The 20,128-nt window shown below is 56.0% G+C and carries 25 protein-coding genes; 16 read left to right on the top strand and 9 right to left on the bottom strand.

Annotated features, from left to right (window positions below):
- Positions 1 to 17 precede the first annotated feature (17 nt).
- The 5 genes from BUQ90_RS15495 (at position 18) to BUQ90_RS15475 (ending at position 5,642) form a co-directional block, all read left to right on the top strand.
- Positions 18 to 2,069 carry a ribonucleoside-diphosphate reductase subunit alpha gene (locus tag BUQ90_RS15495; protein ID WP_074206017.1) on the top strand — a complete coding sequence of 684 codons (2,052 nt, stop codon included), beginning with the start codon at positions 18 to 20 and terminating at the stop codon, positions 2,067 to 2,069.
- A 249-nt stretch (positions 2,070 to 2,318) separates the two neighbouring features.
- Positions 2,319 to 2,528: a hypothetical protein gene (locus BUQ90_RS15490; RefSeq protein ID WP_074206016.1), complete on the top strand. Its 210-nt coding sequence runs from the start codon at positions 2,319 to 2,321 to the stop codon at positions 2,526 to 2,528.
- Between the two features lie 114 nt (positions 2,529 to 2,642).
- Positions 2,643 to 3,689, top strand: coding sequence for an acyltransferase family protein (locus BUQ90_RS15485; RefSeq protein ID WP_074206015.1), 1,047 nt, complete (start codon positions 2,643 to 2,645; stop codon positions 3,687 to 3,689).
- Positions 3,690 to 3,713: 24 nt separating this feature from the next.
- Positions 3,714 to 4,775: a ribonucleotide-diphosphate reductase subunit beta gene (locus BUQ90_RS15480; RefSeq protein ID WP_074206014.1), complete on the top strand. Its 1,062-nt coding sequence runs from the start codon at positions 3,714 to 3,716 to the stop codon at positions 4,773 to 4,775.
- Between the two features lie 48 nt (positions 4,776 to 4,823).
- On the top strand, positions 4,824 to 5,642 hold the full coding sequence (locus tag BUQ90_RS15475; RefSeq protein ID WP_204244823.1) for a DUF3800 domain-containing protein: 819 nt from the start codon (positions 4,824 to 4,826) through the stop codon (positions 5,640 to 5,642).
- Positions 5,643 to 5,877: 235 nt separating this feature from the next.
- On the opposite strand, the gene BUQ90_RS15470 is transcribed toward BUQ90_RS15475, so the two are convergent.
- Positions 5,878 to 6,393 carry an ImmA/IrrE family metallo-endopeptidase gene (locus BUQ90_RS15470; RefSeq protein WP_074206012.1) on the bottom strand — a complete coding sequence of 172 codons (516 nt, stop codon included), beginning with the start codon at positions 6,391 to 6,393 and terminating at the stop codon, positions 5,878 to 5,880.
- Positions 6,383 to 6,805 carry a helix-turn-helix domain-containing protein gene (locus BUQ90_RS15465; RefSeq protein ID WP_074206011.1) on the bottom strand — a complete coding sequence of 141 codons (423 nt, stop codon included), beginning with the start codon at positions 6,803 to 6,805 and terminating at the stop codon, positions 6,383 to 6,385. Before BUQ90_RS15465 ends, BUQ90_RS15470 begins: the two co-directional genes overlap by 11 nt.
- A gap of 977 nt (positions 6,806 to 7,782) precedes the next feature.
- Here BUQ90_RS15465 and BUQ90_RS17630 point away from each other — a divergent pair.
- Positions 7,783 to 7,962 (top strand): hypothetical protein, encoded by a 180-nt coding sequence (locus tag BUQ90_RS17630; protein ID WP_143182886.1) that lies wholly within the window; start codon positions 7,783 to 7,785, stop codon positions 7,960 to 7,962.
- A 139-nt stretch (positions 7,963 to 8,101) separates the two neighbouring features.
- Complete coding sequence (locus BUQ90_RS15450; protein WP_143182885.1) at positions 8,102 to 8,506, top strand: hypothetical protein; 405 nt, start codon at positions 8,102 to 8,104, stop codon at positions 8,504 to 8,506.
- Between the two features lie 160 nt (positions 8,507 to 8,666).
- On the opposite strand, the gene BUQ90_RS15445 is transcribed toward BUQ90_RS15450, so the two are convergent.
- Entirely contained in the window at positions 8,667 to 9,287 is a 621-nt protein-coding gene (locus tag BUQ90_RS15445; RefSeq protein WP_084192734.1) for a PEPxxWA-CTERM sorting domain-containing protein, read from the bottom strand.
- A gap of 482 nt (positions 9,288 to 9,769) precedes the next feature.
- Between BUQ90_RS15445 and BUQ90_RS15440 the strand changes: the two genes are divergently transcribed.
- A complete protein-coding gene (locus BUQ90_RS15440; RefSeq protein ID WP_143182884.1) occupies positions 9,770 to 10,267 on the top strand; it encodes a hypothetical protein in 498 nt (165 codons plus the stop codon).
- A 105-nt stretch (positions 10,268 to 10,372) separates the two neighbouring features.
- Here the strand turns inward: BUQ90_RS15440 and BUQ90_RS15435 are convergent, their stop codons facing one another.
- Positions 10,373 to 10,999: a PEPxxWA-CTERM sorting domain-containing protein gene (locus BUQ90_RS15435; protein WP_074206005.1), complete on the bottom strand. Its 627-nt coding sequence runs from the start codon at positions 10,997 to 10,999 to the stop codon at positions 10,373 to 10,375.
- A 278-nt stretch (positions 11,000 to 11,277) separates the two neighbouring features.
- On the opposite strand from BUQ90_RS15435, the gene BUQ90_RS15430 reads away from it, so the two are divergent.
- The 4 genes from BUQ90_RS15430 (at position 11,278) to BUQ90_RS15415 (ending at position 14,304) form a co-directional block, all read left to right on the top strand.
- Positions 11,278 to 11,919, top strand: a complete 642-nt coding sequence (locus BUQ90_RS15430; protein ID WP_074206004.1) for a hypothetical protein — start codon at positions 11,278 to 11,280, stop codon at positions 11,917 to 11,919.
- 45 nt (positions 11,920 to 11,964) lie between these two features.
- Positions 11,965 to 12,795, top strand: a complete 831-nt coding sequence (locus tag BUQ90_RS15425) for a CPBP family intramembrane glutamic endopeptidase (protein ID WP_159437121.1) — start codon at positions 11,965 to 11,967, stop codon at positions 12,793 to 12,795.
- A 71-nt stretch (positions 12,796 to 12,866) separates the two neighbouring features.
- Positions 12,867 to 13,352, top strand: coding sequence for a GNAT family N-acetyltransferase (locus tag BUQ90_RS15420; RefSeq protein WP_074206002.1), 486 nt, complete (start codon positions 12,867 to 12,869; stop codon positions 13,350 to 13,352).
- 331 nt (positions 13,353 to 13,683) lie between these two features.
- Positions 13,684 to 14,304, top strand: coding sequence for a PEPxxWA-CTERM sorting domain-containing protein (locus BUQ90_RS15415; protein ID WP_074206001.1), 621 nt, complete (start codon positions 13,684 to 13,686; stop codon positions 14,302 to 14,304).
- A 91-nt stretch (positions 14,305 to 14,395) separates the two neighbouring features.
- On the opposite strand, the gene BUQ90_RS15410 is transcribed toward BUQ90_RS15415, so the two are convergent.
- Complete coding sequence (locus BUQ90_RS15410) at positions 14,396 to 14,899, bottom strand: hypothetical protein (RefSeq protein WP_074206000.1); 504 nt, start codon at positions 14,897 to 14,899, stop codon at positions 14,396 to 14,398.
- 261 nt (positions 14,900 to 15,160) lie between these two features.
- Here BUQ90_RS15410 and BUQ90_RS15405 point away from each other — a divergent pair, with 261 nt between their 5' ends.
- Positions 15,161 to 15,676 (top strand): protein tyrosine phosphatase family protein, encoded by a 516-nt coding sequence (locus BUQ90_RS15405; RefSeq protein ID WP_204244804.1) that lies wholly within the window; start codon positions 15,161 to 15,163, stop codon positions 15,674 to 15,676.
- 22 nt (positions 15,677 to 15,698) lie between these two features.
- Here the strand turns inward: BUQ90_RS15405 and BUQ90_RS15400 are convergent, their stop codons facing one another.
- Positions 15,699 to 16,106, bottom strand: a complete 408-nt coding sequence (locus BUQ90_RS15400) for a hypothetical protein (RefSeq protein ID WP_074205999.1) — start codon at positions 16,104 to 16,106, stop codon at positions 15,699 to 15,701.
- A gap of 109 nt (positions 16,107 to 16,215) precedes the next feature.
- Here BUQ90_RS15400 and BUQ90_RS15395 point away from each other — a divergent pair, with 109 nt between their 5' ends.
- The 3 genes from BUQ90_RS15395 (at position 16,216) to BUQ90_RS15385 (ending at position 18,372) form a co-directional block, all read left to right on the top strand.
- Entirely contained in the window at positions 16,216 to 17,127 is a 912-nt protein-coding gene (locus tag BUQ90_RS15395) for a sulfotransferase domain-containing protein (RefSeq protein ID WP_239447451.1), read from the top strand.
- Positions 17,128 to 17,265: 138 nt separating this feature from the next.
- Positions 17,266 to 17,652 carry a glycine zipper 2TM domain-containing protein gene (locus BUQ90_RS15390; protein WP_074205997.1) on the top strand — a complete coding sequence of 129 codons (387 nt, stop codon included), beginning with the start codon at positions 17,266 to 17,268 and terminating at the stop codon, positions 17,650 to 17,652.
- Between the two features lie 345 nt (positions 17,653 to 17,997).
- Positions 17,998 to 18,372 (top strand): hypothetical protein, encoded by a 375-nt coding sequence (locus BUQ90_RS15385; RefSeq protein WP_074205996.1) that lies wholly within the window; start codon positions 17,998 to 18,000, stop codon positions 18,370 to 18,372.
- 180 nt (positions 18,373 to 18,552) lie between these two features.
- Here BUQ90_RS15385 and BUQ90_RS17935 read toward each other — a convergent pair whose 3' ends face one another.
- From BUQ90_RS17935 to BUQ90_RS15370, 3 genes are all read right to left on the bottom strand, one after another.
- A complete protein-coding gene (locus tag BUQ90_RS17935) occupies positions 18,553 to 18,675 on the bottom strand; it encodes a hypothetical protein (protein WP_275425818.1) in 123 nt (40 codons plus the stop codon).
- Between the two features lie 249 nt (positions 18,676 to 18,924).
- Positions 18,925 to 19,317, bottom strand: coding sequence for a hypothetical protein (locus BUQ90_RS15375; protein WP_074205994.1), 393 nt, complete (start codon positions 19,315 to 19,317; stop codon positions 18,925 to 18,927).
- A gap of 25 nt (positions 19,318 to 19,342) precedes the next feature.
- On the bottom strand, positions 19,343 to 20,119 hold the full coding sequence (locus BUQ90_RS15370) for an SDR family NAD(P)-dependent oxidoreductase (RefSeq protein WP_074205993.1): 777 nt from the start codon (positions 20,117 to 20,119) through the stop codon (positions 19,343 to 19,345).
- Positions 20,120 to 20,128 lie beyond the last annotated feature (9 nt).

The following is a 20,128-nucleotide window of genomic DNA, read 5'->3' as shown; positions in this document are numbered from 1 at the left end:
TGTTTAGGGGGCGTAGAATGGATTTCAGAGAAAACCGGGACAGTGAAACCGGATTTAATGGCGGTGATATGAGTGAAAGTGAAATGGGTGCGGAAGTTCTGGACAAGGCGGTGGATGAAAATGCCGGAGAACAAAATGCGGGGCCAGTAAAGGAGCCGGAGGTCGCGCCAAAAGGCAAAAGCAAAAAGGCAGAGGCCGAAGCCGCTGCTGCGAAAAAGAATGACGAGCAGGAAAAGAAGGAGGAGCGTGACAGTCACAGCGTGGCGGAACGTCGCTTCAAAATCGCGCAGGATGAGTCTCGCGATGACCTGCTGACCGAGTTCGGCAAGGAAACCCTTGTCGACCGTTACCTGTTGCCGGGCGAGAGCTTTCAGGATCTGTTTGCACGCGTGGCGGATGCCTATGCGGATGACCAGGATCATGCCCAGCGGCTCTATGACTATATTTCGAAGCTCTGGTTCATGCCGGCGACGCCGGTCCTGTCCAATGGCGGTACCGGTCGCGGTCTGCCCATCTCCTGTTATCTCAACAGTGTCGACGACAGTCTCGGCGGAATCGTGAATACCTGGAACGAGAATGTCTGGCTCGCCTCCAAGGGCGGCGGCATCGGCACCTATTGGGGCAGCGTTCGCGGCATTGGCGAGCCGGTCGGCCTCAATGGCAAGACCAGTGGCATCATTCCGTTCGTTCGCGTCATGGACAGCCTGACGCTGGCCATTTCGCAGGGATCGCTGCGGCGCGGATCGGCGGCGTGCTATCTTGATATAGACCATCCCGAGATCGAGGAATTCCTCGAGATCCGCAAGCCGTCGGGTGACTTCAACCGCAAGGCGCTGAACCTGCACCATGGTGTGCTGCTGACCGACGAGTTCATGGAAGCGGTCCGCGATGGCAAGGAGATGGATCTGAAATCTCCGAAAGACGGTTCGGTGCGTGGCAGTGTCGATGCCCGCTCGCTGTTCCAGAAGCTGGTCGAGACGCGGCTGGCCACGGGTGAGCCCTATATCATCTTCAACGACACGGTGAACCGGATGATGCCGAAGCATCACCGCGACCTGGGTCTGAAAGTCTCCACCTCCAATTTGTGTTCAGAGATCACACTGCCGACGGGTCGTGATCACCTTGGCGAGGACAGGACGGCAGTGTGTTGCCTGTCCTCGCTTAACCTCGAGAAGTGGGACGAGTGGTCGGTGGACAAGGACTTTATCGAGGACGTCATGCGCTTCCTCGACAATGTCCTGCAGGACTATATCGACCGCGCACCGGAAGAAATGGCCCGTGCCAAATATAGCGCGATGCGCGAACGCAGCGTCGGTCTCGGCGTGATGGGTTTCCACAGCTTCCTCCAGGCGCGCGGGCTGGGTTTTGAAAGTGCGCTGGCAAAATCGTGGAATATGAAGATATTCAAGCATATTCATTCGAAAGCCTCCGAGGCCAGCATGATGCTTGCCAAGGAACGCGGGCCCTGTCCCGATGCCGCCGACCAGGGTGTCATGGAGCGGTTCAGCTGCAAGATGGCGATCGCGCCAACCGCGTCGATCAGCATCATTTGTGGCGGAGCATCGGCCTGCATCGAGCCGATCCCGGCGAACATCTATACCCACAAGACGCTCTCGGGCAGCTTCGTGGTCAAGAACCCGCATCTCGAAAAACTGCTGCAGGAAAAATCGAAGGACAGCACCAATGTCTGGAATTCGATCCTCGAGCAGGGCGGCAGTGTCCAGCATCTCGACTTCCTGACCCAGGAAGAAAAAGATGCGTACAAGACCAGCTTCGAGATCGACCAGCGCTGGCTGCTCGAACTGGCCGCCGACCGCACGCCCTATATTGACCAGGCGCAGTCGCTGAACCTGTTCATTCCGGCGGATGTCGACAAGTGGGATCTGCTGATGCTGCACTTCCGCGCGTGGGAGCTGGGCATCAAGTCGCTCTATTATCTGCGCTCCAAATCGGTCCAGCGCGCAGGCTTTGCCGGCGGGGTCGAGGCGGACAACACGCTCGATCCGAAACAGGTCGAGCTGATGACCGCGGAAACGACGGATTATGACGAATGCCTGGCCTGTCAGTAGGGCCATAAGGGCAAGGGTTTGCCCACTGCCTCCTCCCTTTTGCTCCTTTTGGGAGGGGGCTGTTTTCTCAGGATTTTCAAAGGAGCGGGCTGGGGACGGAACGGCAGTGACCGCTACCGTCAGAACGACAGATAAAGGAGTCACGTGAACGCAAAATCGGGGGTTTGAAACAGAAGATAACCGGAATTTTTCAGCATTTGTGAGATCAGATAATGCCGAAGGATAACGGGGAAAGAGAAGTATCAGACCATGATTATCGAACTGCTGCTGCTGGCCGTCGCCTTTGCAGGCGCCTGGCTTATATTGCAGCCCATCGAACAGTTTACCTACGCCAGACGCGCGTCAAGACAGGATCAGGAAAGCGGCCCGGAAACGGTGATGCCCAATCTGCGAAATCTTGCCGGAATGCTTGTCTGTGCCGCAGCCATCACGACGATTTTCGTGTTGAGAGGCGAATAGGGAGGAGCTGGACACATACCGGATTTGCGGGAACGGGCTTCTTCGAAAAATATTGCAGGACAGGTCGTGGGGGCCTGTCCGGGGCACAGTGAAAAGACGGAGTAGTACACACGCATGTCCAGAGAAACGCCAGGCGCTGTCGATCCGACGCTTTCGGCAGGCGAGAACCGGCTGGCGGTGCTCGATGGCTGGCGCGCACTGTGCATCCTGCTGGTCATGGCGGGACATTTGTTGCCGCTCAATTTCATCCTTCCCGGTGCCAATGAGGCGGCGGGTGCCGGCGGCATGGCGATATTCTTTGTATTATCCGGCTTTCTGATCACGCGGTTTCTGTACGAGCGGCCGGAGCCGGTCCCGTTTCTGATCCGCCGCGTGCTGCGGATCGTCCCGCTGGCCTGGCTGGCGATGATCATCCTTTATCTGGCCCAGGGCTCTGCGCGCAGTGAAGCCGACCTTGCCGCCAATCTCGCCTTCTATGCCAATCTGCCGCCGACCTGGCTGATCGAGGGGGGCAATCATCTCTGGAGCCTGTGTGTCGAGGCGCAATTCTATGTCGGGGTCGCGGTCCTGGTCGCGCTGACCGGCCGGAACGGTCTTTATATTCTGCCCGTGCTGGCGCTGACCGTCACCGGCTTGCGGATCGCGGCGGGTGAGACGATCAGTATCGTGACCTGGCACCGGATCGACGAAATCCTTGCCGGGGCAACGGTCGCCCTGATTTATCTCGGCGCCTTTGGCCCGCGCATCGCCAGCCTGTTTTCCAGAATGAATTTCTATGTTGCGGCGATCATTGCGATTGTCTGCACCTATCTGCTCTACACGCCCTTTGCCTATGCCCGGCCCTATGCCATCGCCATGCTGGTCGGTGTCACGCTTTGGCATGCACCGGCCTGGGCCCGCTATCTGCTCTGCTCGCAGCCGGCCGCCTATATCGCGAAAATTTCCTATGCGCTCTACGTCTTTCATGTCATGCTGGATCACACATGGCTCGGGTCGGGAGAGTTGCTCGAGAAATATGTCAAACGCCCGCTTCTGATAGCGGTGACTTTCGGGCTTGCCCATTTGTCCACCTATCAATTCGAGCAGCGTTTCATAAATCTGGCCAAGCGCCTGACGCCCCGTGCGCCAGCGCCGGCCGTAGCCACCCGAACGTCAACCTAGTCTGCAAGTCAGGAGTCTGTAAAAATGTCACTTTTGGAAGCCCGGAAAACCTACAAGCCCTTTGAATATCCCTGGGCCTATGATTTCTGGAAACGTCAGCAGCAGATCCACTGGATGCCTGAGGAAGTGCCTCTGGGCGAGGATTGCCGCGACTGGGCGCAGAAGCTGACCGATCACGAGCGCAATCTGCTGACCCAGATTTTCCGCTTCTTCACCCAGGCCGATGTCGAGGTGCAGGATTGCTATCACGACAAATATGGCCGGGTGTTCAAGCCGACCGAAGTCAAGATGATGCTGACCGCGTTCTCCAACATGGAAACCGTCCACATTGCCGCTTACTCGCACCTGCTCGACACCATTGGCATGCCTGAGTCCGAGTACAGCATGTTCCTCGAATATGAGGAGATGAAAGACAAGCATGACTATCTCGGCACGTTCGGCGTCGACACGGACGAGGATATTGCCAAGACGCTGGCGATGTTCGGAGGATTCACGGAAGGGCTGCAGCTGTTCGCCAGCTTCGCCATGCTGATGAACTTCCCGCGCTTCAACAAGATGAAGGGCATGGGGCAGATCGTCAGCTGGTCGGTGCGCGACGAGAGCCTGCACTGCGAAGGCATTGTCAAAATGTTCCACACCTTCGTCAAGGAACGCGACTGCCTGACCAAGGCGGTCAAGGAAGACATTATCGATTGCTGCCAGAAAACCGTGCGGCTCGAGGATGCCTTCATCGACCTCGCGTTCAGCGACGGCCCGGTCACCGGCATGACCGCCAAGGAGATCAAGCGCTATATCCGCTATATCGCCGACTGGCGCCTGGGTCAGCTGGGCTTCCAGCCGATCTACATGATCGAAGACCACCCGCTGCCCTGGCTCGCGCCGCTGCTCAACGGCGTCGAGCACGCCAATTTCTTCGAGACCCGCGCCACCGAATATTCGAAAGGCGCGACCCGCGGCAACTGGAACGAAGTCTGGGACAGCTTCGACCAGCGCAAGGGCAAGGTTGCGAATGATGGCGAGGAAGTTGCCGATGAAGGTGACGGTGATCCGGATATGTTTGAAGATGCGGGAGTTGCTGCGGAGTAGGGGGCACTTTGGTTCAGCCGCGTGATAAATCGCTCTAAGTGAAGTGGAATTGATATTTCAAAGACTTTCCAACTCTTTATTGATGATAGTGGAAGCCGAAATCCCGATCATGGAGCTCAAAATAGAGCTGACAAAATGGATTGGTTTGCTCTTGGCGGAGTGATGATGGAGTCATCCGCTAGTAATTCTGTTTTGAGTTTACACTCTGAGTTTGTTCAAAAGTGGAACATTGATACTCCCCTGCACTCCACCAAAATTCGAGGTCGACGGCGAGAGTTTAGTTGGATTGGAAAGGATGAAACAGTTGGCCGGAAATTTTACGAAGAATTAGGTCATTTGCTTTGCAACGTTCCGCTAGTTGGATTCGCATGCGCTATTGATCGGCCTGGGTACAATGCACGCTATTCCGAAAAGTACGGTGATGACCGATGGTTGATGTGCAAAACCGCATACTCAATTTTGGTTGAAAGAGCATCCAAGTTCGCGGTTTCTCGTGATGCGAAACTAGAAGTTTACTTTGAACAAGCTGGCAAGCATGAAGATCGAAATCTTGTGGAGTATCATAAAGAGCTAAAAACACATGGAATGCCATTTGATCGTGGAGCTTCAGCAACATACTCGTCTTTGAGTGCTGAAGAATTTTCAAACATTGTTCTGGGTGATCCACAGCGTTTGACTAAAAAATCGCCATTGATTCAATTTGCAGATTTATATTTGTATCCGTTGATCAAGGGCGGATATGACATAAATTATCCTCCCTATCGTGATTTGAGAGAAGCAAAACGTATTGTAGACGCAATCATTCCAGAGAATCAGGTAGCCTCATGTGGAGTGAAATACAGTTGTTTTGAGCTAGTTAGAAAATAAAAGGCTCGGCGACTAAACCGAGCCTTAAATTTCGGCTTGCATACGCAAACCCCGGGGCCAAGCCCTTCTCAATATATGATAGACTGAATCCTACATTGCAAGAGTTAAATATTGGTTGAAAATTGAAAGAGTTAGCCGAATCTGGCCCACAAAATGTTAATTCTGAGTTCAGTTTTCGAACAAAAAGACAATTGTTATGCAAAATATCCGACAAACCATCTGCGGATTGGTACGGTTATCCTCGCAGCTTAATAATCCGATAACTCAACGCAGCTGAACTCACCCCGAACAATCGAGCAATTGACTGAAGTTGTTTTTCATCCTGTAAGTCGAAGTCATTTGACACATGATGATTGACCAAGGCCGTGGGCATTAACAACTCGGCCGCGAAGGCGTTGGCTTCAATTTCACGAGAATTCAGGCCACGTGATGATCTTGGACTACGTTTCAGAATCGCTTTGTCAACGTGAACACCCTTCCTCAAAAAATCACCATGAAGGAGATGGTGGCCTAATTCATGAGCTAGGGTGAATCGTTGTCTATTCGGATGATGAGTGGCGTTTACAACGATGACCTGTTGATCCTCAGCTATCAAAGCCATTCCAGACAATTCGTCGTCCAAGGCTGCATATTTGACCTTGCATCCATTAGTGATCGCAAGTTCTTTAATTGGAACGGGCGGGCCACTGATCCCAGCATGCTTTAGGACCTGTTGCGCTTTTTTGGAAGCGACGCTGACATCAATCGCCATCTTTGATTGTATCTCTTTCTTTTCCAATTGCAGATACGACGCCTGCCAATAATTTCCTCTGCTCGACAGACAATTTTGTGCCTGAAACCTCGAAGCTTATTTTCCCAGTGGGTGCGCTCTCGGCCACGATGCTTACCGGCACGAGCTTGTCCAACGAATCAATCGACAACGCTCGAGCAATTTCGAGCACATGATGCAAATAGGCTCTTTGCCTTCCGGCTTCGATGTTTGCCAGAGATGCGCGGGAAATTCCGATCGCTTCAGAGAGATCTGCCTGCTTCACGCCACGCAATTCTCGCGCATTGGCAATACGCTGACCAAGCAGCTCGTATATCTCATCACCCTGCACAGGGGCCAAATGCCCCGAAAACTGAGCTTTGTCAAGCGAGCCTCTGTAACCTACAATAAACAATCAAAAGTTTGTCAGACAAACGTACATTTTGCAAATTGACATTTGCGGCCAGCTGTTGCAGAAAGAGGTCGGCCGATTCGGCAGCAATATGAAAGGTAAGTAAATGAAAAAACCAGGGAGCAATTCGGGCCGAAACGGCGGAATTTTCCAAGAAACGGGTCCACGCGGAGCCCGGTATGATAACTATGCAACGGTGCGCGACAATGAACGGATGCCTCCGACAACAGAATCGGGCCGCGGATGGACGCAAGTTCGCCGAACACCTGACAGCAAGCGCTAGGGAGAAGAACTATGCCTCACTTTATTGTGAATAAGAATGCGCAATCGAACGGCGATCATGAAGTCCATAACAAGACTGCCGGATGTAATAATATGCCATTGGCATCCAATCAGAAGGATCTAGGTTATCACACTAGTTGTTACGGAGCCGTCGCAGAAGCCAAAAAAACGTATCCTCAATCAAATGGCTGTTACTATTGCGCTAACGCTTGCCATACAGGCTAGCCCAGTACCATTTCGTCATCTCCATAGTGTTACCGGATGACGAAATGGTAATTGGAGGCTGTGCTTACCACCTGACATCTCCGGCCACCCTGCATCGCCTCTTCCCACCATCCAGCCAATCCGCTAGACTTCTCCCTGCGGTAGGCCAATTCCTGCCGTGGGGCTTTAGAACCTCAAAATTACGTTCGCCGGTCGTTGTTATAGCGGCCGGGTGGCCGTCACGCATGTCCAGGGTCCGCCTAAAGGTGGCGGCGCTCTGGACGAACGTACAGGGTTCTAAACACCCGGCTTTGCGACCGTTTCGGATCCGACCCTTGATCGCGCGCATTTGCTCCAAAAGCCGGGCTGCCTCTGGATAGAGATCAGGGGAGGGAGCCGATGGACTCTCGGACGTACGAAAAACTCATTCGCATCGCCTGCGCCGCGATGGTGCTGGCCGGTGCGCTGCTCTGGTGGTGGCTGGAAAGCCACAGATGACCCGCCGCCACAAATACCGCCCGGTCCGGCACCACCCGCGCAACCGTCCCCCGCCGGGTCCGCCCTCCGTCCGCGAACGACTCCTCCGCCTGCTCGTCTTCACCCTGTCCGCCCTGATCTGGTTCCTCCTGATCGCCGGCGTGGTGCAATGGTGGCTGGAGCAGGCGGGCAGTTAATGCCGAAAGCTGGAAAAAGGGGATTTTCTCATGCTTTGTTTCGAAGGGGGGAATTCGTTCGACGCTGGCGAAATCAGAATATGGGTGCGTTTGGTCCCGCATCGCCTTAACAATGTCGCGATACAGACAGGGGGCATGAATGAACGACACGGATTTTGCCGCAAGAGTGGAGCGCATGCCGGATGAGGATCTGGTGAGGATCGCGTTTTCCAAAGACGAAGAAGGGTTCGTTCCCGAGATGATTTCGGCGGCAAGGCAGGAGCTCGCCAACAGGGATGTTTCGCAAACGGACGTGGAGACCGTGATTGATCAGGCGGAACAGGAAAACAGCTATCTGGGAAACGAAAAAGAGGAGCCACTAAGCGATATCGCGTGGGCGGGCTTCTTTTTCTTCGGGAACATCATGATCGTTTCCATACCTTTTGTAGTGATTTTGCTTTTCTCCGGGTATCACAAAAAGGCACGACAGGCCGCTGTCGCTATCGCCGCAGGATTCATGTTTTGGTCCGCCTTGCTGTTTGTCCTGTTGCTCCTGTTCGGATGATCGGTGCAGATACTAACGTATCGATTCTTCACCCTGTCCACCCTGATCACGGGCGTGGTGCAATGGTGGCTGGAATGAGGAGAGGGGGCCGGCTCCCCAAAACAAAAGCCCCGCCGGATCGCTCGGGCGGGGCTCTCGAAATTTTCTGCTATGTGAAAATTCAGGCGTAGCTGACTTTCACATTGGCTTTGCGCGCCGTGTTTTTCTGGCGCCGCATCGCACCGCCAATGGCGCCAAAGCCGAGGATCATGAACGCCCATGTCGCCGGTTCGGGCACCGCGCCGCGCACGTTTCCGATAATGACCGTGATCGTGTCATTCGGAGCATTGTAGAGATAGGTGCCTTCGGTCAGGCCGAGGCTCGCCAGAGTCTCACCGGCAAAGGTGGACGACGACGAGATTGCCGAGTTGCTGGTATATCCGATCGGCACGAATACCCGTGGCGAACCGCTGAATCTGGGGTTGAAGGCGAACATGTCTCCGGACGATGAGGTCGCGTCGGTCAGTGAACCGGGGCCCCAGTTTGCCGGACCAGTGATGCCGGTATAAGCCTGAACAGCTCCATTCGAACCGCCCCCGAAATAGCCGGGCGTCCCGCGCACGGCCAAACGGATCGGAATTGTTCCCAGGTCCGTCAGTCCAGTCAGGTCCAGCGTGCCGGTCGCAGTTCCCACGACGTCCGATCCACTTTCCTGGATGTTGATGATGATCGCTGCATTGGCAGCGCTCGAAAGTGCGAAGGCGGCAGCCGAAAAGGCTATCGCGGACGATAAAATACGCATGTTTATGAAAACCCCATTTCGATATGTCGAACAAAAGGGCCGGGCCCAATTTTGCTCAAGATGATACGAACCCTGCGAAAATGGTTAACATAAACGGTCATGTGATCCAATAGTTTTCTGGCTGTTTTCGGCGGCCCAGGGGCAGATTTTCCGCTCATGCTGGTCTTCACCCTGTCCGCGCTGACCTGGCTCCCCCTGATCGCCGGCGTGGTGCAATGGTGGCTGGAGTAGGGGAGGGGCCTCAACACTTATCCATTCCATCGCATTCTTCGCTCTGGATTGACAGTAATGGACCGGATATTCACGCTCATGGTGTCTTCTTTCCGCTCCGCCAACGCGTGTTGTCGGCGGCGCACCCGGAAACAGACGGCCCTGTCGGCCCGACGCCACCCGCCGGAGAACCGGACATAATCCTGTAGCATCACCGGAATTCAATTTACGATGTCTGCTTAAGCCAGAAATGTCGCTACGGGGGAATGGACGTGAAGAGATTGCACATATGGACAGGCGCGTTTTCGATCGCGCTGTTGGGTCAGGCTGCTTCCGCACAGACTTTGCGCAGTTTTGAACTGCAGGGCCAAAGCGAGACCCGCGCCGTCGCGAAGGTCACGATCCCGCTTGGCGGGCAGCGCAGTTCTGCAGACAATACGCCAAGGCTGGACTTTGCCGTGCAAACGCACCGGTTTCAGCCAGTTAAATCTGATCCAGCGCTTCGATTCCGGGCAAATTGGGATGAGCAGACCAGTCTGCAGCATCAAACCAGCCTGTCTTTCACGCTCGAACCAGCCCCCAGGATGCTGCTGAATGGAAAGCAGCTGGCGAAATTTGGCCCGACCTTGCAGGCTGACCAGGCGGAGGATGAAGGAGGAGGCGGAAACACGGCATTATGGGTCATTGGCGGTCTTGTGGTTGCGGGAGCCGTCCTCGCGGTGGCGGTTACCGCTGATACTATCAACACCATTCAGGAGCTCGATGAATAGCATGTGCACGTGCGCCGGGTGCCCGGACCATCGCCGCCGCCAGAATCAAAAAGCCCCGCCGGATCGCTCGGGCGGGGCTCTCGAAATATTCTGTCAGGCAAAGGCTCAGGCGTAGCTGACTTTCATATTGGCTTTCCGCGCCGTGTTCTTCTGGCGCCGCATGGCCCCGCCAATCGCGCCAAAGCCCAGGATCATGAAGGCCCATGTGGCTGGCTCGGGAACCGCGCCGTTGACCAGCCGGCCTGAAAACAGGACGTCGCCTGCTGCATCAAAGCTCAAGGCACCGCCGGACGTGGCAATGTCGTCAAACTGGCTAAGCGCAAATACACCGCCTGTATTGGACAGGGGACCGAAACTCACCGCAAGATCCTGGTTGAATCCGATATCGAAATCGAACAGATCAATTCCGCCGCCGGCGAAACCAAAGAACACGACATTATTGCCGGTATTCTGACCCAGCCGCGTGGCGATCGAAAATGTTCCGGAACCGAGACCGTCAATATTATAGGAAGCGGATGCCAGCGGATCGATGTTCACGCCTCCTCCGATATCGACGAGATCGTCTGTGTCTCCGGCCAGTGTGAAGGAGAAGTTGGCATCGGTGAAAGTGGTGCCGTCCAGAACTCCGGATCCATTGCCTGAAATCGTATAAATGATCGCGGCGGCAGATGCAGGCGTTGCGAAGGCCAGAGACGCCGATGTTGCAAGCAATGCCAGTGACAGTTTTTTCATATGATATCCCCTCTTTACATATCGCGACAGTACTTGGATTGTAAATCACTGGCGCCGGAATGGTCAGTATTAACAAACTGATAACATCTTCTATCGACAAAACATAGCCATTTCCCGGGTACCGCAGAATGACGGATCCCGTATTGGGACGATCTCGCTGAACGTGGCTGAGCCAGGCCAGCCTCCAGCATCTTCTGTTTGGCATTCCATTGATTTAGTGTATTAATACACCGAGTCGGATATGCGGAAGCTGCGCAACATATACGGGAGGGAAAATCATGTGGAAAATCGTGCGGGTGCTGACCATTGTCCTGATGCTGCCGCTCCTCGTTCTGACCTGGCTGCCAAGCAACCGGGTGCCAATGGACGGCGAATCCTATGCCTGGGGGCTGCCGCTTCTCGGCATGGATCTGTCGGGGCGGTCGATCAATTTCGACTGGCTGGTGGTGTTGCTGTTCACGCTGCTGGCGCTGGCCACACTATGGTTTCTGGTTCGCGGCACCGCGCGCCAGTTCGGCTGGTGGGGCTGTCTCTATTTCGGGCTGTTCTTCCTGTCGGCCATCCTGATGGTGACGGGATCGGAGGAACCGCTGGTAATGCATGGTGATACACTGGGTGTCGAGATTCCTCTGGGCAGTCTGATCATCGGTCATACCGGCCTGTTGTGGCTGATCGCGCTGTCCGTGCTAGTCTGGCACCGGGCACCGGACGAGCGGCCACCGCTGACGCGCACGAACCGGGTGTTGCTGGCGGTGCTGTTTCTGGCCTGGTGTGCAAGTGCCGTCATGCTGCGCCTCGGCGGGAGTGAAAGCCAGCTGGATCAGGCGGGTGTGCTTTTGCTCATCAGCGTCGCGTTATTCCTGCCGGTTGCCCTGTTGCGTTTCAACAGTGCGGAGCCGGCACAGATGGCCACGGCCTGAGATGCACCCACCATTTGCAACCAAATGCCGAGGGAGCGGCCGGCAGTGACATCCATCTGGAAATCGCGAGCCTGGATTGTGATCGAGCCGATCATTCTGCTGCTGGTGTTCGGGCTTCTGGCGCGTGAGATTGTGGCACTTGTCAGCGGCGATCCCGGTGCGGCGGATCGGGCGCTGGCGCAACCTCCGCCGGACTGGGCTGCGCTGGCGTTCCTCGAGGGCCGGTCCCATCTGGTCAAATGGGGGCTGTTGCTTCTCGCCGCCGGGCTACTCGCGCGGGCACGCGGCTTTCGCGTGACCCGGCCATTGGGGAAGCGGGCATCGCCGCTCCCTTTCTGGCAATTGCTGTTGTTCGGGCTCGCCATTGCCATCCCGTTGCATCTGCTCAGCATCCTGCCCCGCTGGTATCACTTTACCATCGCTCCGCTCGGGGACACGCCTGCGATCTGGAACCTGATCTACGGATCGGAATGGACAGCGGAATTCTGGATCTTCATGGCGATCAGCAGTTTTGTCGTTGTTCCTGTCGTCGAGGAACTGTTTTTTCGTGGCTATGTTCTGGGCAGCCTTGGCCAGCGTTTTTCCCCGGTCTGGGCGATTGTCCTCTCCGCACTGATTTTCGCGATTGTTCACACGCAATATGTGCGGCCAGATGGCTTTGCCCTGTTCAACCTGGCTACGGTTTTTCTGGTCGGCGGCGTTTGTGCCTGGTCGGTCTACGCCACAAGGTCACTCATTCCTGCGCTGGTCAGTCATGCGTTCGGCAACCTCCCGCAGCCGCTGGAATGGGCCCCGTTCGAAAGCGCGCTGCTGATCCCGGCGGCGATGGTGCTGATCTGGCTATGGCCCCGGCTGCGGCTGGATCCGTCGGGGTGACACCCGGTTCCCGCCAGATTATCGGCCTGTCCCGTTGCCGGAGCATCCGGATGTGATAATCTGCTCCGGTGATGGTGACGCCCCTCTATGAATTTGGCAAGGCGACGACCGCAGATCTGGAGCTGCTGCTCGAATGGCAGGCGCCGCCGCATGTCAGCGAGTGGTGGGATACGGTGGAGCCTGCCGATGCCCGGGATCTGAATGATCCGCGGGTTGACTGCCGGATCGTTTCGCTTGCCGGACGGCCCTTTGCCTATATGCAGGATTATCGGGTGCATGGCTGGGACAATCACCATTTCCTCGCCCTGCCGGAAGGGACGCGGGGGATTGACCAGTTTATTGGCGAGCCGGACCTGCTCGCCAAGGGGCATGGCTCCGGTTTCATCGCCCAGCGTCTGAAGGCGCTTTTTGAAGACGGCGCACCAGTCGTGGCAACGGATCCCCACCCGGACAATAGCCGGGCCATTGCCGCCTATCGCAAGGCGGGGTTCAGCGAATCAGGTCCGCCGCAGGATACACCCTGGGGCTGGATATTGCCAATGGAGGTCCGGCCATAAACCTGTGAAGATCCGGCCGGTTCCTGTCCGTGCTCATGGGAGGTGGCCGAAAATGTCAATCCAAGCGCAAATCCCGCTGACCCGCCTCCAATAAGGGATAGCGCGTTATGCGCAGGCTCAAACAACCGTCCAGTTCATCCAGTTTTGTCTGGAGCATCACAGGCCCGGCAATTCAGAATCGCCAGGATCTGCAACCGGCCCATGTCCCGATTTGGAACAGAATTTACCGGACGAAACATTGATGCCAAAAGCTTTGATGGTTTATAAAGTCTAAAGGGTCTGTACTTCGGCGCGCAATGATTCGCATCGGAGCTAAAAACAGGGGTTTTTCATGCTTACCAAAAAAATGCTGCTTGGCGCAGCTGTTCTGGCGACAAGCGTCGCTCCAGCCAATGCTGCGATCGTGCTCAGCCAGTCTGATATTGGCGTTCTCGATCCCGGCGAAATCGTCGTTTGTGACGGCGTGTCCGATTGTGGCGGCGCTCTGACCGGCGATTATATCAATTTCTCTTCCACCCAGGGCAATGCCGCGGCCTTGCCCGGAAACAGCTCGTCCCAGATTGCCGTGCTCGGCGGCGACAGTGCCACCCTGCTGGTAAACCGTCTGGTGTCCGCTGTGTCCTTCGACTGGGGTAGCGTCGATACCTACAATACGCTGAATATCTTCACCACTTCGGGCAATTTCACCGTCACCGGCAATGATCTGCCACCGGCAAACGGGAACCGTATTGATCAGGGAACGAACTTCCGTTTCACGGCAACCTTTGATGCTCCGACTTTTCTGCAGTCCCTGGAGTTCGCAAGTTCGTCCAACTCGTTCGAATTTGATAATGTCGGGATTGCTGCGGTTCCCGAGCCGGCGACATGGGCGTTCATGATCCTTGGCTTTGGTGCCATCGGTGGGGCGATGCGGCGTCAGCGCAAGGCCAATGTGAAAGTCAGCTACGCCTGAGAAGCGGTAACAGGAAACAGCAAAGCCCCGTCAGAGCGATCTGGCGGGGCTTTGTTTTTGCGTCCTGCGACAGCTCGGATCGTTTTTGGCTTTAGCGAATCCAGTGGCCGCTGCCCTGTACCGTTCCGCTTCCGTCCTCGTTGAACTTGTAGAACGCGGTAACCAGGCTGGCATGACCATCCACGCTGCCACCTTTGCCTTCGAACATGCCCATGCAGCGCATGGTTGCCGGATCAATGTCGGGATTGCATCCCATGATCACGCTGCCCTTGCCGCCATCACCGTCGTCCATGTCGCAAGTGACATGACGTTCGAAGGGCCGGCGCTCCGGCTGGCTCATCCCCACGCACTGGGCCTTGACCGAGACCATATTGCCATTGGCAGTCTTGATCTTCAGCTCTTCGGACCAGGTTGCGCCGACATAAAGGTTCTTTTTGGGGCCAACGCCGCCAATCAGATCGGCCTTGATCGTTCCGGTAGAGCTGTAAATGGACGGCCCTTCACCGCCTCCGCCGGAATGATTGTCGGCTTGCGCCGTTCCCGAAAGGATCAAGGCGCCAAATGCCGCCGCTGATATCATACCAATTTTCCGCATCTTCTTCTCCTGTTCATGGTGAATGGCGACAGGAGTATCCCGCCGCACAGGTGCGGGGACACGGGACAAACGACAATATTTGCAGAGTCGCGCACTGGTCCTCCCCCTCGAAAACCATGGTCAAAGGCGCGACCCGCACGGTTTCCTCCCACTAGCCAGTCTACTCTTGACTGCGAAATTTGCAAATCGCCGTGCAAACGGAATGGGCAGGTTTGCGGGACACGCCTTTTCATCCGGGCGGCGAGCCGCTAGTTTTTGGTCATGAACCGCAATACGCTCCGCACCATATTCGGCTTTTGTGCTACCATGATCCGCAAGTTCACAGGGCTAAGCCTGCGCGGAAACCGCCCGGAAGCAGTCTATAACTATCGCCAGATCAACGAACAGCTCCATACTTCCGGTCAGCCCACCGAAGGTCAGTTTGTGGCTATCCATGCGGCGGGTTTTGATCGCGTGGTCAATCTTGCTCCGGCGGGAGCGGAGAATGCTTTGCCGGATGAAGCAGCCATATTGGAGCGGCTGGGCATCGATTACATCCACATCCCCGTGCATTTCAAACATCCTGCCGAAGAAGATTTTGCCCGGTTTTCCGCAGTGTTGGCAAAGCAGGGGGACAAACCGATCTGGATCCACTGTGCAGCCAACATGCGCGTTTCCGCCTTCGTCTATCGTTATCGCCGGGACGTTCTGGGTGAGGATGAAGCGACTATTGCGGCGGACTTGCAGGCAATCTGGGAGCCCTTTGGCGAATGGCGGACATTCCTGCGTTGGCGATAGGGATCGCAAATAAGGCAGAACTTTATCGTATAGGGTCCTGACCCGGCTTCATCCACAACGGCATGAATATAATCAGCAGCTGGCCTGCCAGTCCCATCGCTCCCGGCAATGTGGCCAGACTACGGAAGAAGAAACCGGGATCCTCGGTCATCAGAGCGATGGTCATTATCCATTCGCACAGCCACAATGTAATGAGCGCCATTCCGCCGAACATCAGCCGTGTGGAAGTGGCTGCGGAAATAGCGCCGCGCCGGACCCAGAATCTCAGAACGAACCAGGTCAGTGTCAGGATGACGGGGCCTTCGATCAGCACCGCCTGCCACGCAGGCATTTGCGGCACCAGCCACAGGGTCCGGATGATACCGAGTACAAAACCGGCTGCGAATATCGTCAGGCCAGCTAAAAGGCCGGTGACCAGAGTCTTGTTCATGGAATGACGAATAGCATCAAAGTTCGGCGCGGGCCAAAGGCTTTGCCGTTCTGCAACCAGCCTGTCATAATCGGCGGAACAACAAACATCTGGACGCATGGGACGGACAATGAAAACAGATAAGGGCCGGGCCCGGTCACTCGAAGAACTGGGACCGCTGATGGCGCGGATTTTCACGCCCCCGGAAGACCCCGCGTTGAAGCCGCCAAGGCCACAGTCCGGCGATGTGATGATTTCGCCCTATGGCAAGTCGGGCACGACAATGATGCAGCAGATGTTTCACCAGCTGCGCACCGGCGGAGACATGGATTTTGACGATATCAGCAGAGTCGTGCCATGGATCGAGACTGCACCGGTTCTTGGTCTCGACATCAATGCGGACCAGCGCGCCAAGCCCCGCGGTTTCAAAAGCCACCTCCACTACGGGGCCGCGCCATCGGGCATGCGTTATGTCATTCCGCTGAGGGCTGCTGGCCCCGTCTTTCTGTCCGCCTTTCACTTTTTCGAAGGCTGGTTTCTGGAACCGGGATCGGTGTCGCTGGAGGAGTTTTACGGCTTTTGGTCACGCTTGCGTGGGCCTGTCGATGCAGACTACTGGGATCATTTGCTGAGCTGGTGGGACCGGCGGGACGAGCCGGACACGTTATTGCTGTCCTATGATCATGTGGTTGCCGAAAAGCGGCTGGTGATCAGGAAATTCTCGTCATTCTGCGGAATCTCATGCGATGATGCGCTGCTGGATCTGGTCGAGGAGCGAACCAGCCGGTCCTGGATGCTAGCGCACAAGGATCGCTTTGATGATGCGATGATGCGGAAGGTCTCTGAAGAGCGGGGCGGGTTACCGCCTGGCAGCGACTCCGCCAAAATCCGGTCCAGCGATGCGCCTCGTAGATCCCTGCCACCCGAAATTGCGTCACGTCTTGATGCCGAATGGCGAAAGCGGATCACGCCGGTGACCGGCCATGCCGATTTCGCTGCGCTGGAAGCTGATCTGGTGCGCAGTCTGACCCGGGAAACCTGACCCGACCAGGCAGCTTGTCGTCCGCAGAAAACGTTTTGTCGGGTCCGCGCGAAATTGTCAGAAGGTGTCATGTGCCATTCAGTCTCGGGTGGCATTCTGGAGCGACAAGTTGATTCCCACTGATTGCAGGAGACTGACATGACCAAATTCTTCCTTTCCCTGTCTGCAGCAACCTTGATGCTGCCGGCTGCTCCTGCCCTGGCTACCGGAACAGACCAGATCGCGGAGGCGCATTTCACCCAGGTCGGTGACCGGCGCGGCGATCGCATTTATGATGATCGTGGACGCTATATCGAGCCGCGGGCACTTCGTCGCGATGACCGGGTCTGGAAAGGCCGGGACGGCCGTTATTACTGCAAGCGGGACAATGGCACGACCGGCTTGATTATTGGCGGGGCAGTAGGCGCTCTCCTGGGGCGCGAAATTGACGGGGGTCGCGACCGGACCCTGGGAACAATTCTTGGCGCAGCCGGCGGTGCCTTGCTCGGCCGGGAAATTGATCGCGGCGACCTGAAGTGCCGATAATCGGGGAATTCTGGCACTTGGGCACGATGTTCCCGGGTTCCGGTCAGGATTGACCCAGATCAATGATGCGTCCGTTGGACGCGACATATTCTTTCTCCGTTCAGCAAAGGAGAGGAAATATGTCCGAACATCTGATGCAAGGTCCGGTATTGCTGTTTATCGGAATGATGGCCGTCTTCGGGATCGGCCTGATCTATTGCACCATCATGGAGCAGTTTAGCGACGACTGACCAGAGTCCGGTGCGATTTGCGTCCCGGACCTCTGTCCTGTTTCAGCCGATCATGTTACGGCTGATCTTCGGTGCTCGATATGGCGAGGGAACAGTTTCAGGGGAGGGACAAGCGATGAAAGCAACCAAAACGATTTTCTGGGTTGCCGCCATATTTGGAATTGTCGTGCTGGTACCAGGTTTTTTCGGTGAAAGCCAGATTCAGCCGGCCTTGTCTCACCCGGAATTCTATTATGGCTTTCACGGTCTGGCACTGGTTTTCCAGATTATCTTCATCATGATCGCGAGGGATCCGGTGCGGTACCGATCACTGATCCCGATTGCCATCCTGGAAAAGGCGTCCTTTTTTGTGCCGTCTCTTGTCTTGTGGTCGCAGGGTCGACTGGCTGTCGGGGGTCCGTTTGTCGGCGCCATGATCGACGGCCTGTTCCTGCTTCTGTTCATTCTGGCCTGGTGGCTGATGCGCTCTGAGGGCAGGGGTCAGGGATAGATCCCGGACCAGTTGCCGGTCAGAGCGATCAGGCGATCAGACCGCTGTTGCTAACGGCGGGGCCAACACTGGCACCGACAAAGATGGCGGCGGAGAAGAGAGCTGCAATAGCGGCAATGGCGTGGCTCTGGAATTTGGGGGAGAACATGATGTTTTTCCTTTTGGTCTGGGGTTTCGGTATCAGGCGATGAACGACGACACGTTCTGAGCTGCGGGGCCGATGCTGGCACCAACGAAAACGGCGGCGGATACGATAGCGGCAAAAGCGGCGGCGATCTGGTTCTGGATATTTGCATTCAACATTTGGAGTTCCTTTCGTTTAAATCTGGCTTCACAAAGCTTGTTGCGAAGATGCCCAATGCTCTGCACAGGGCGTGCCAGTTTTAAAAAAAGCATATAATACAATAATTTAAGGAGAAATTTTGATTTACAGGATTTTACCCTGAACCGAAATATGGTGAAATATCCTAATATTTGGCTTCTCGGTTTGAGCGCACGGGCTTCATTGGCAATGTCAGCGGCAATGGCTCCGATATGCTTGATCCGCAGCTTTTACTTTGGCAGGCCAATCGTCTCGAGAAAATCCAGAGCTTCTTCTTCGCCGATGTTTCGGGTCCGTCGGACTCTTTCAACTGCTTCCGATACCGATCCCCGATGGAGCGCGGCGCGGACGTCCCGCATCATCAGGTCTTCTTCACTGTAGTCGCTTTCATGTTTGACCGTGCCGCGCCTTGCACCCCGAGACAGATCATCGGTGGACAAACCGGCTGTGTCCGGTTGCGACATTCGTGGTCGCTCGTCAGGCCTGGCCATCTGAACATCGGACTGCAGACCTGGGGGCGGGGCGGTCAGGTCCCCGCGCTGCTGTTTGGGCCAAAGCCGCCAGATCAGCAACAAGGCGACAACAAGTGCCGCAATGAGCAGTTCAACCAGGCCTATCGACATGCATCACATCCTTCCGGATCTGCTGCTAATATTGCGCGGTTCCGCCGTCAACGCTGAGCAGCGCGCCGGTGATGCCGGCTCCGGCATCCGATGCAAGCAGCAGGGCCATGGCGGCCACTTCTTCAACCGTGTTGGGACGTTTCAGGGCACTTTCCTGGGAAAACATGTCGATCATCTCGTCGAACGTCATCCCCATGCCGGCCGCTGTCGCCGGGCCGCTATCCATGATGAGGTCGGTCAGCACAAGTCCCGGACAGATGGCATTGACGGTAATCCCCTGGGTGCCGACTTCTTGTGCCACGGACTTGGTCATCCCGTTAATGCCATGTTTGGCGATTGTGTAGGGTGCGAAGGTCGGCTTGCCCATCTTGCCTTCGGTGGAGCTGATATTGATCACGCGGCCGGATTGCTGCTCGAGCATCGGTTTCAGTGCGCGTCGTGTCGCCCAGAATGTGGCGTAGATATTCCATTTCATCGCCTGATCAAACGACTCGTCACTGAGATCTGCCAGAGGTGCGAGATCTCCGGCTCCACCGGCATTGTTGACCAGAATGTCGACCGTCCCGAACTGATCTACTGTCTGATCGATAAAGCCTTCGACCGACTGTTGGTCCATAACATCCCCGGCAACGAACATGGCGCGATCACCGGCGTCGATTTCTTCCAGGACTTTCGCCCCTTTGTTCGGGTTGCGGGCCATCAACGCGACATTGGCGCCCTCCGCAAGAAATAGCTCGGCAATGCCTCTGCCAATGCCCGCGGTACCACCCGTGATTGCGGCTGTCTTGCCCTTCAATTGCATGCCTGTCTC

The organism is Parasphingorhabdus marina DSM 22363, assembly GCF_900128895.1.
Lineage (GTDB): Bacteria > Pseudomonadota > Alphaproteobacteria > Sphingomonadales > Sphingomonadaceae > Parasphingorhabdus > Parasphingorhabdus marina.
This window is presented reverse-complemented; position numbering and strand designations above follow the sequence as displayed.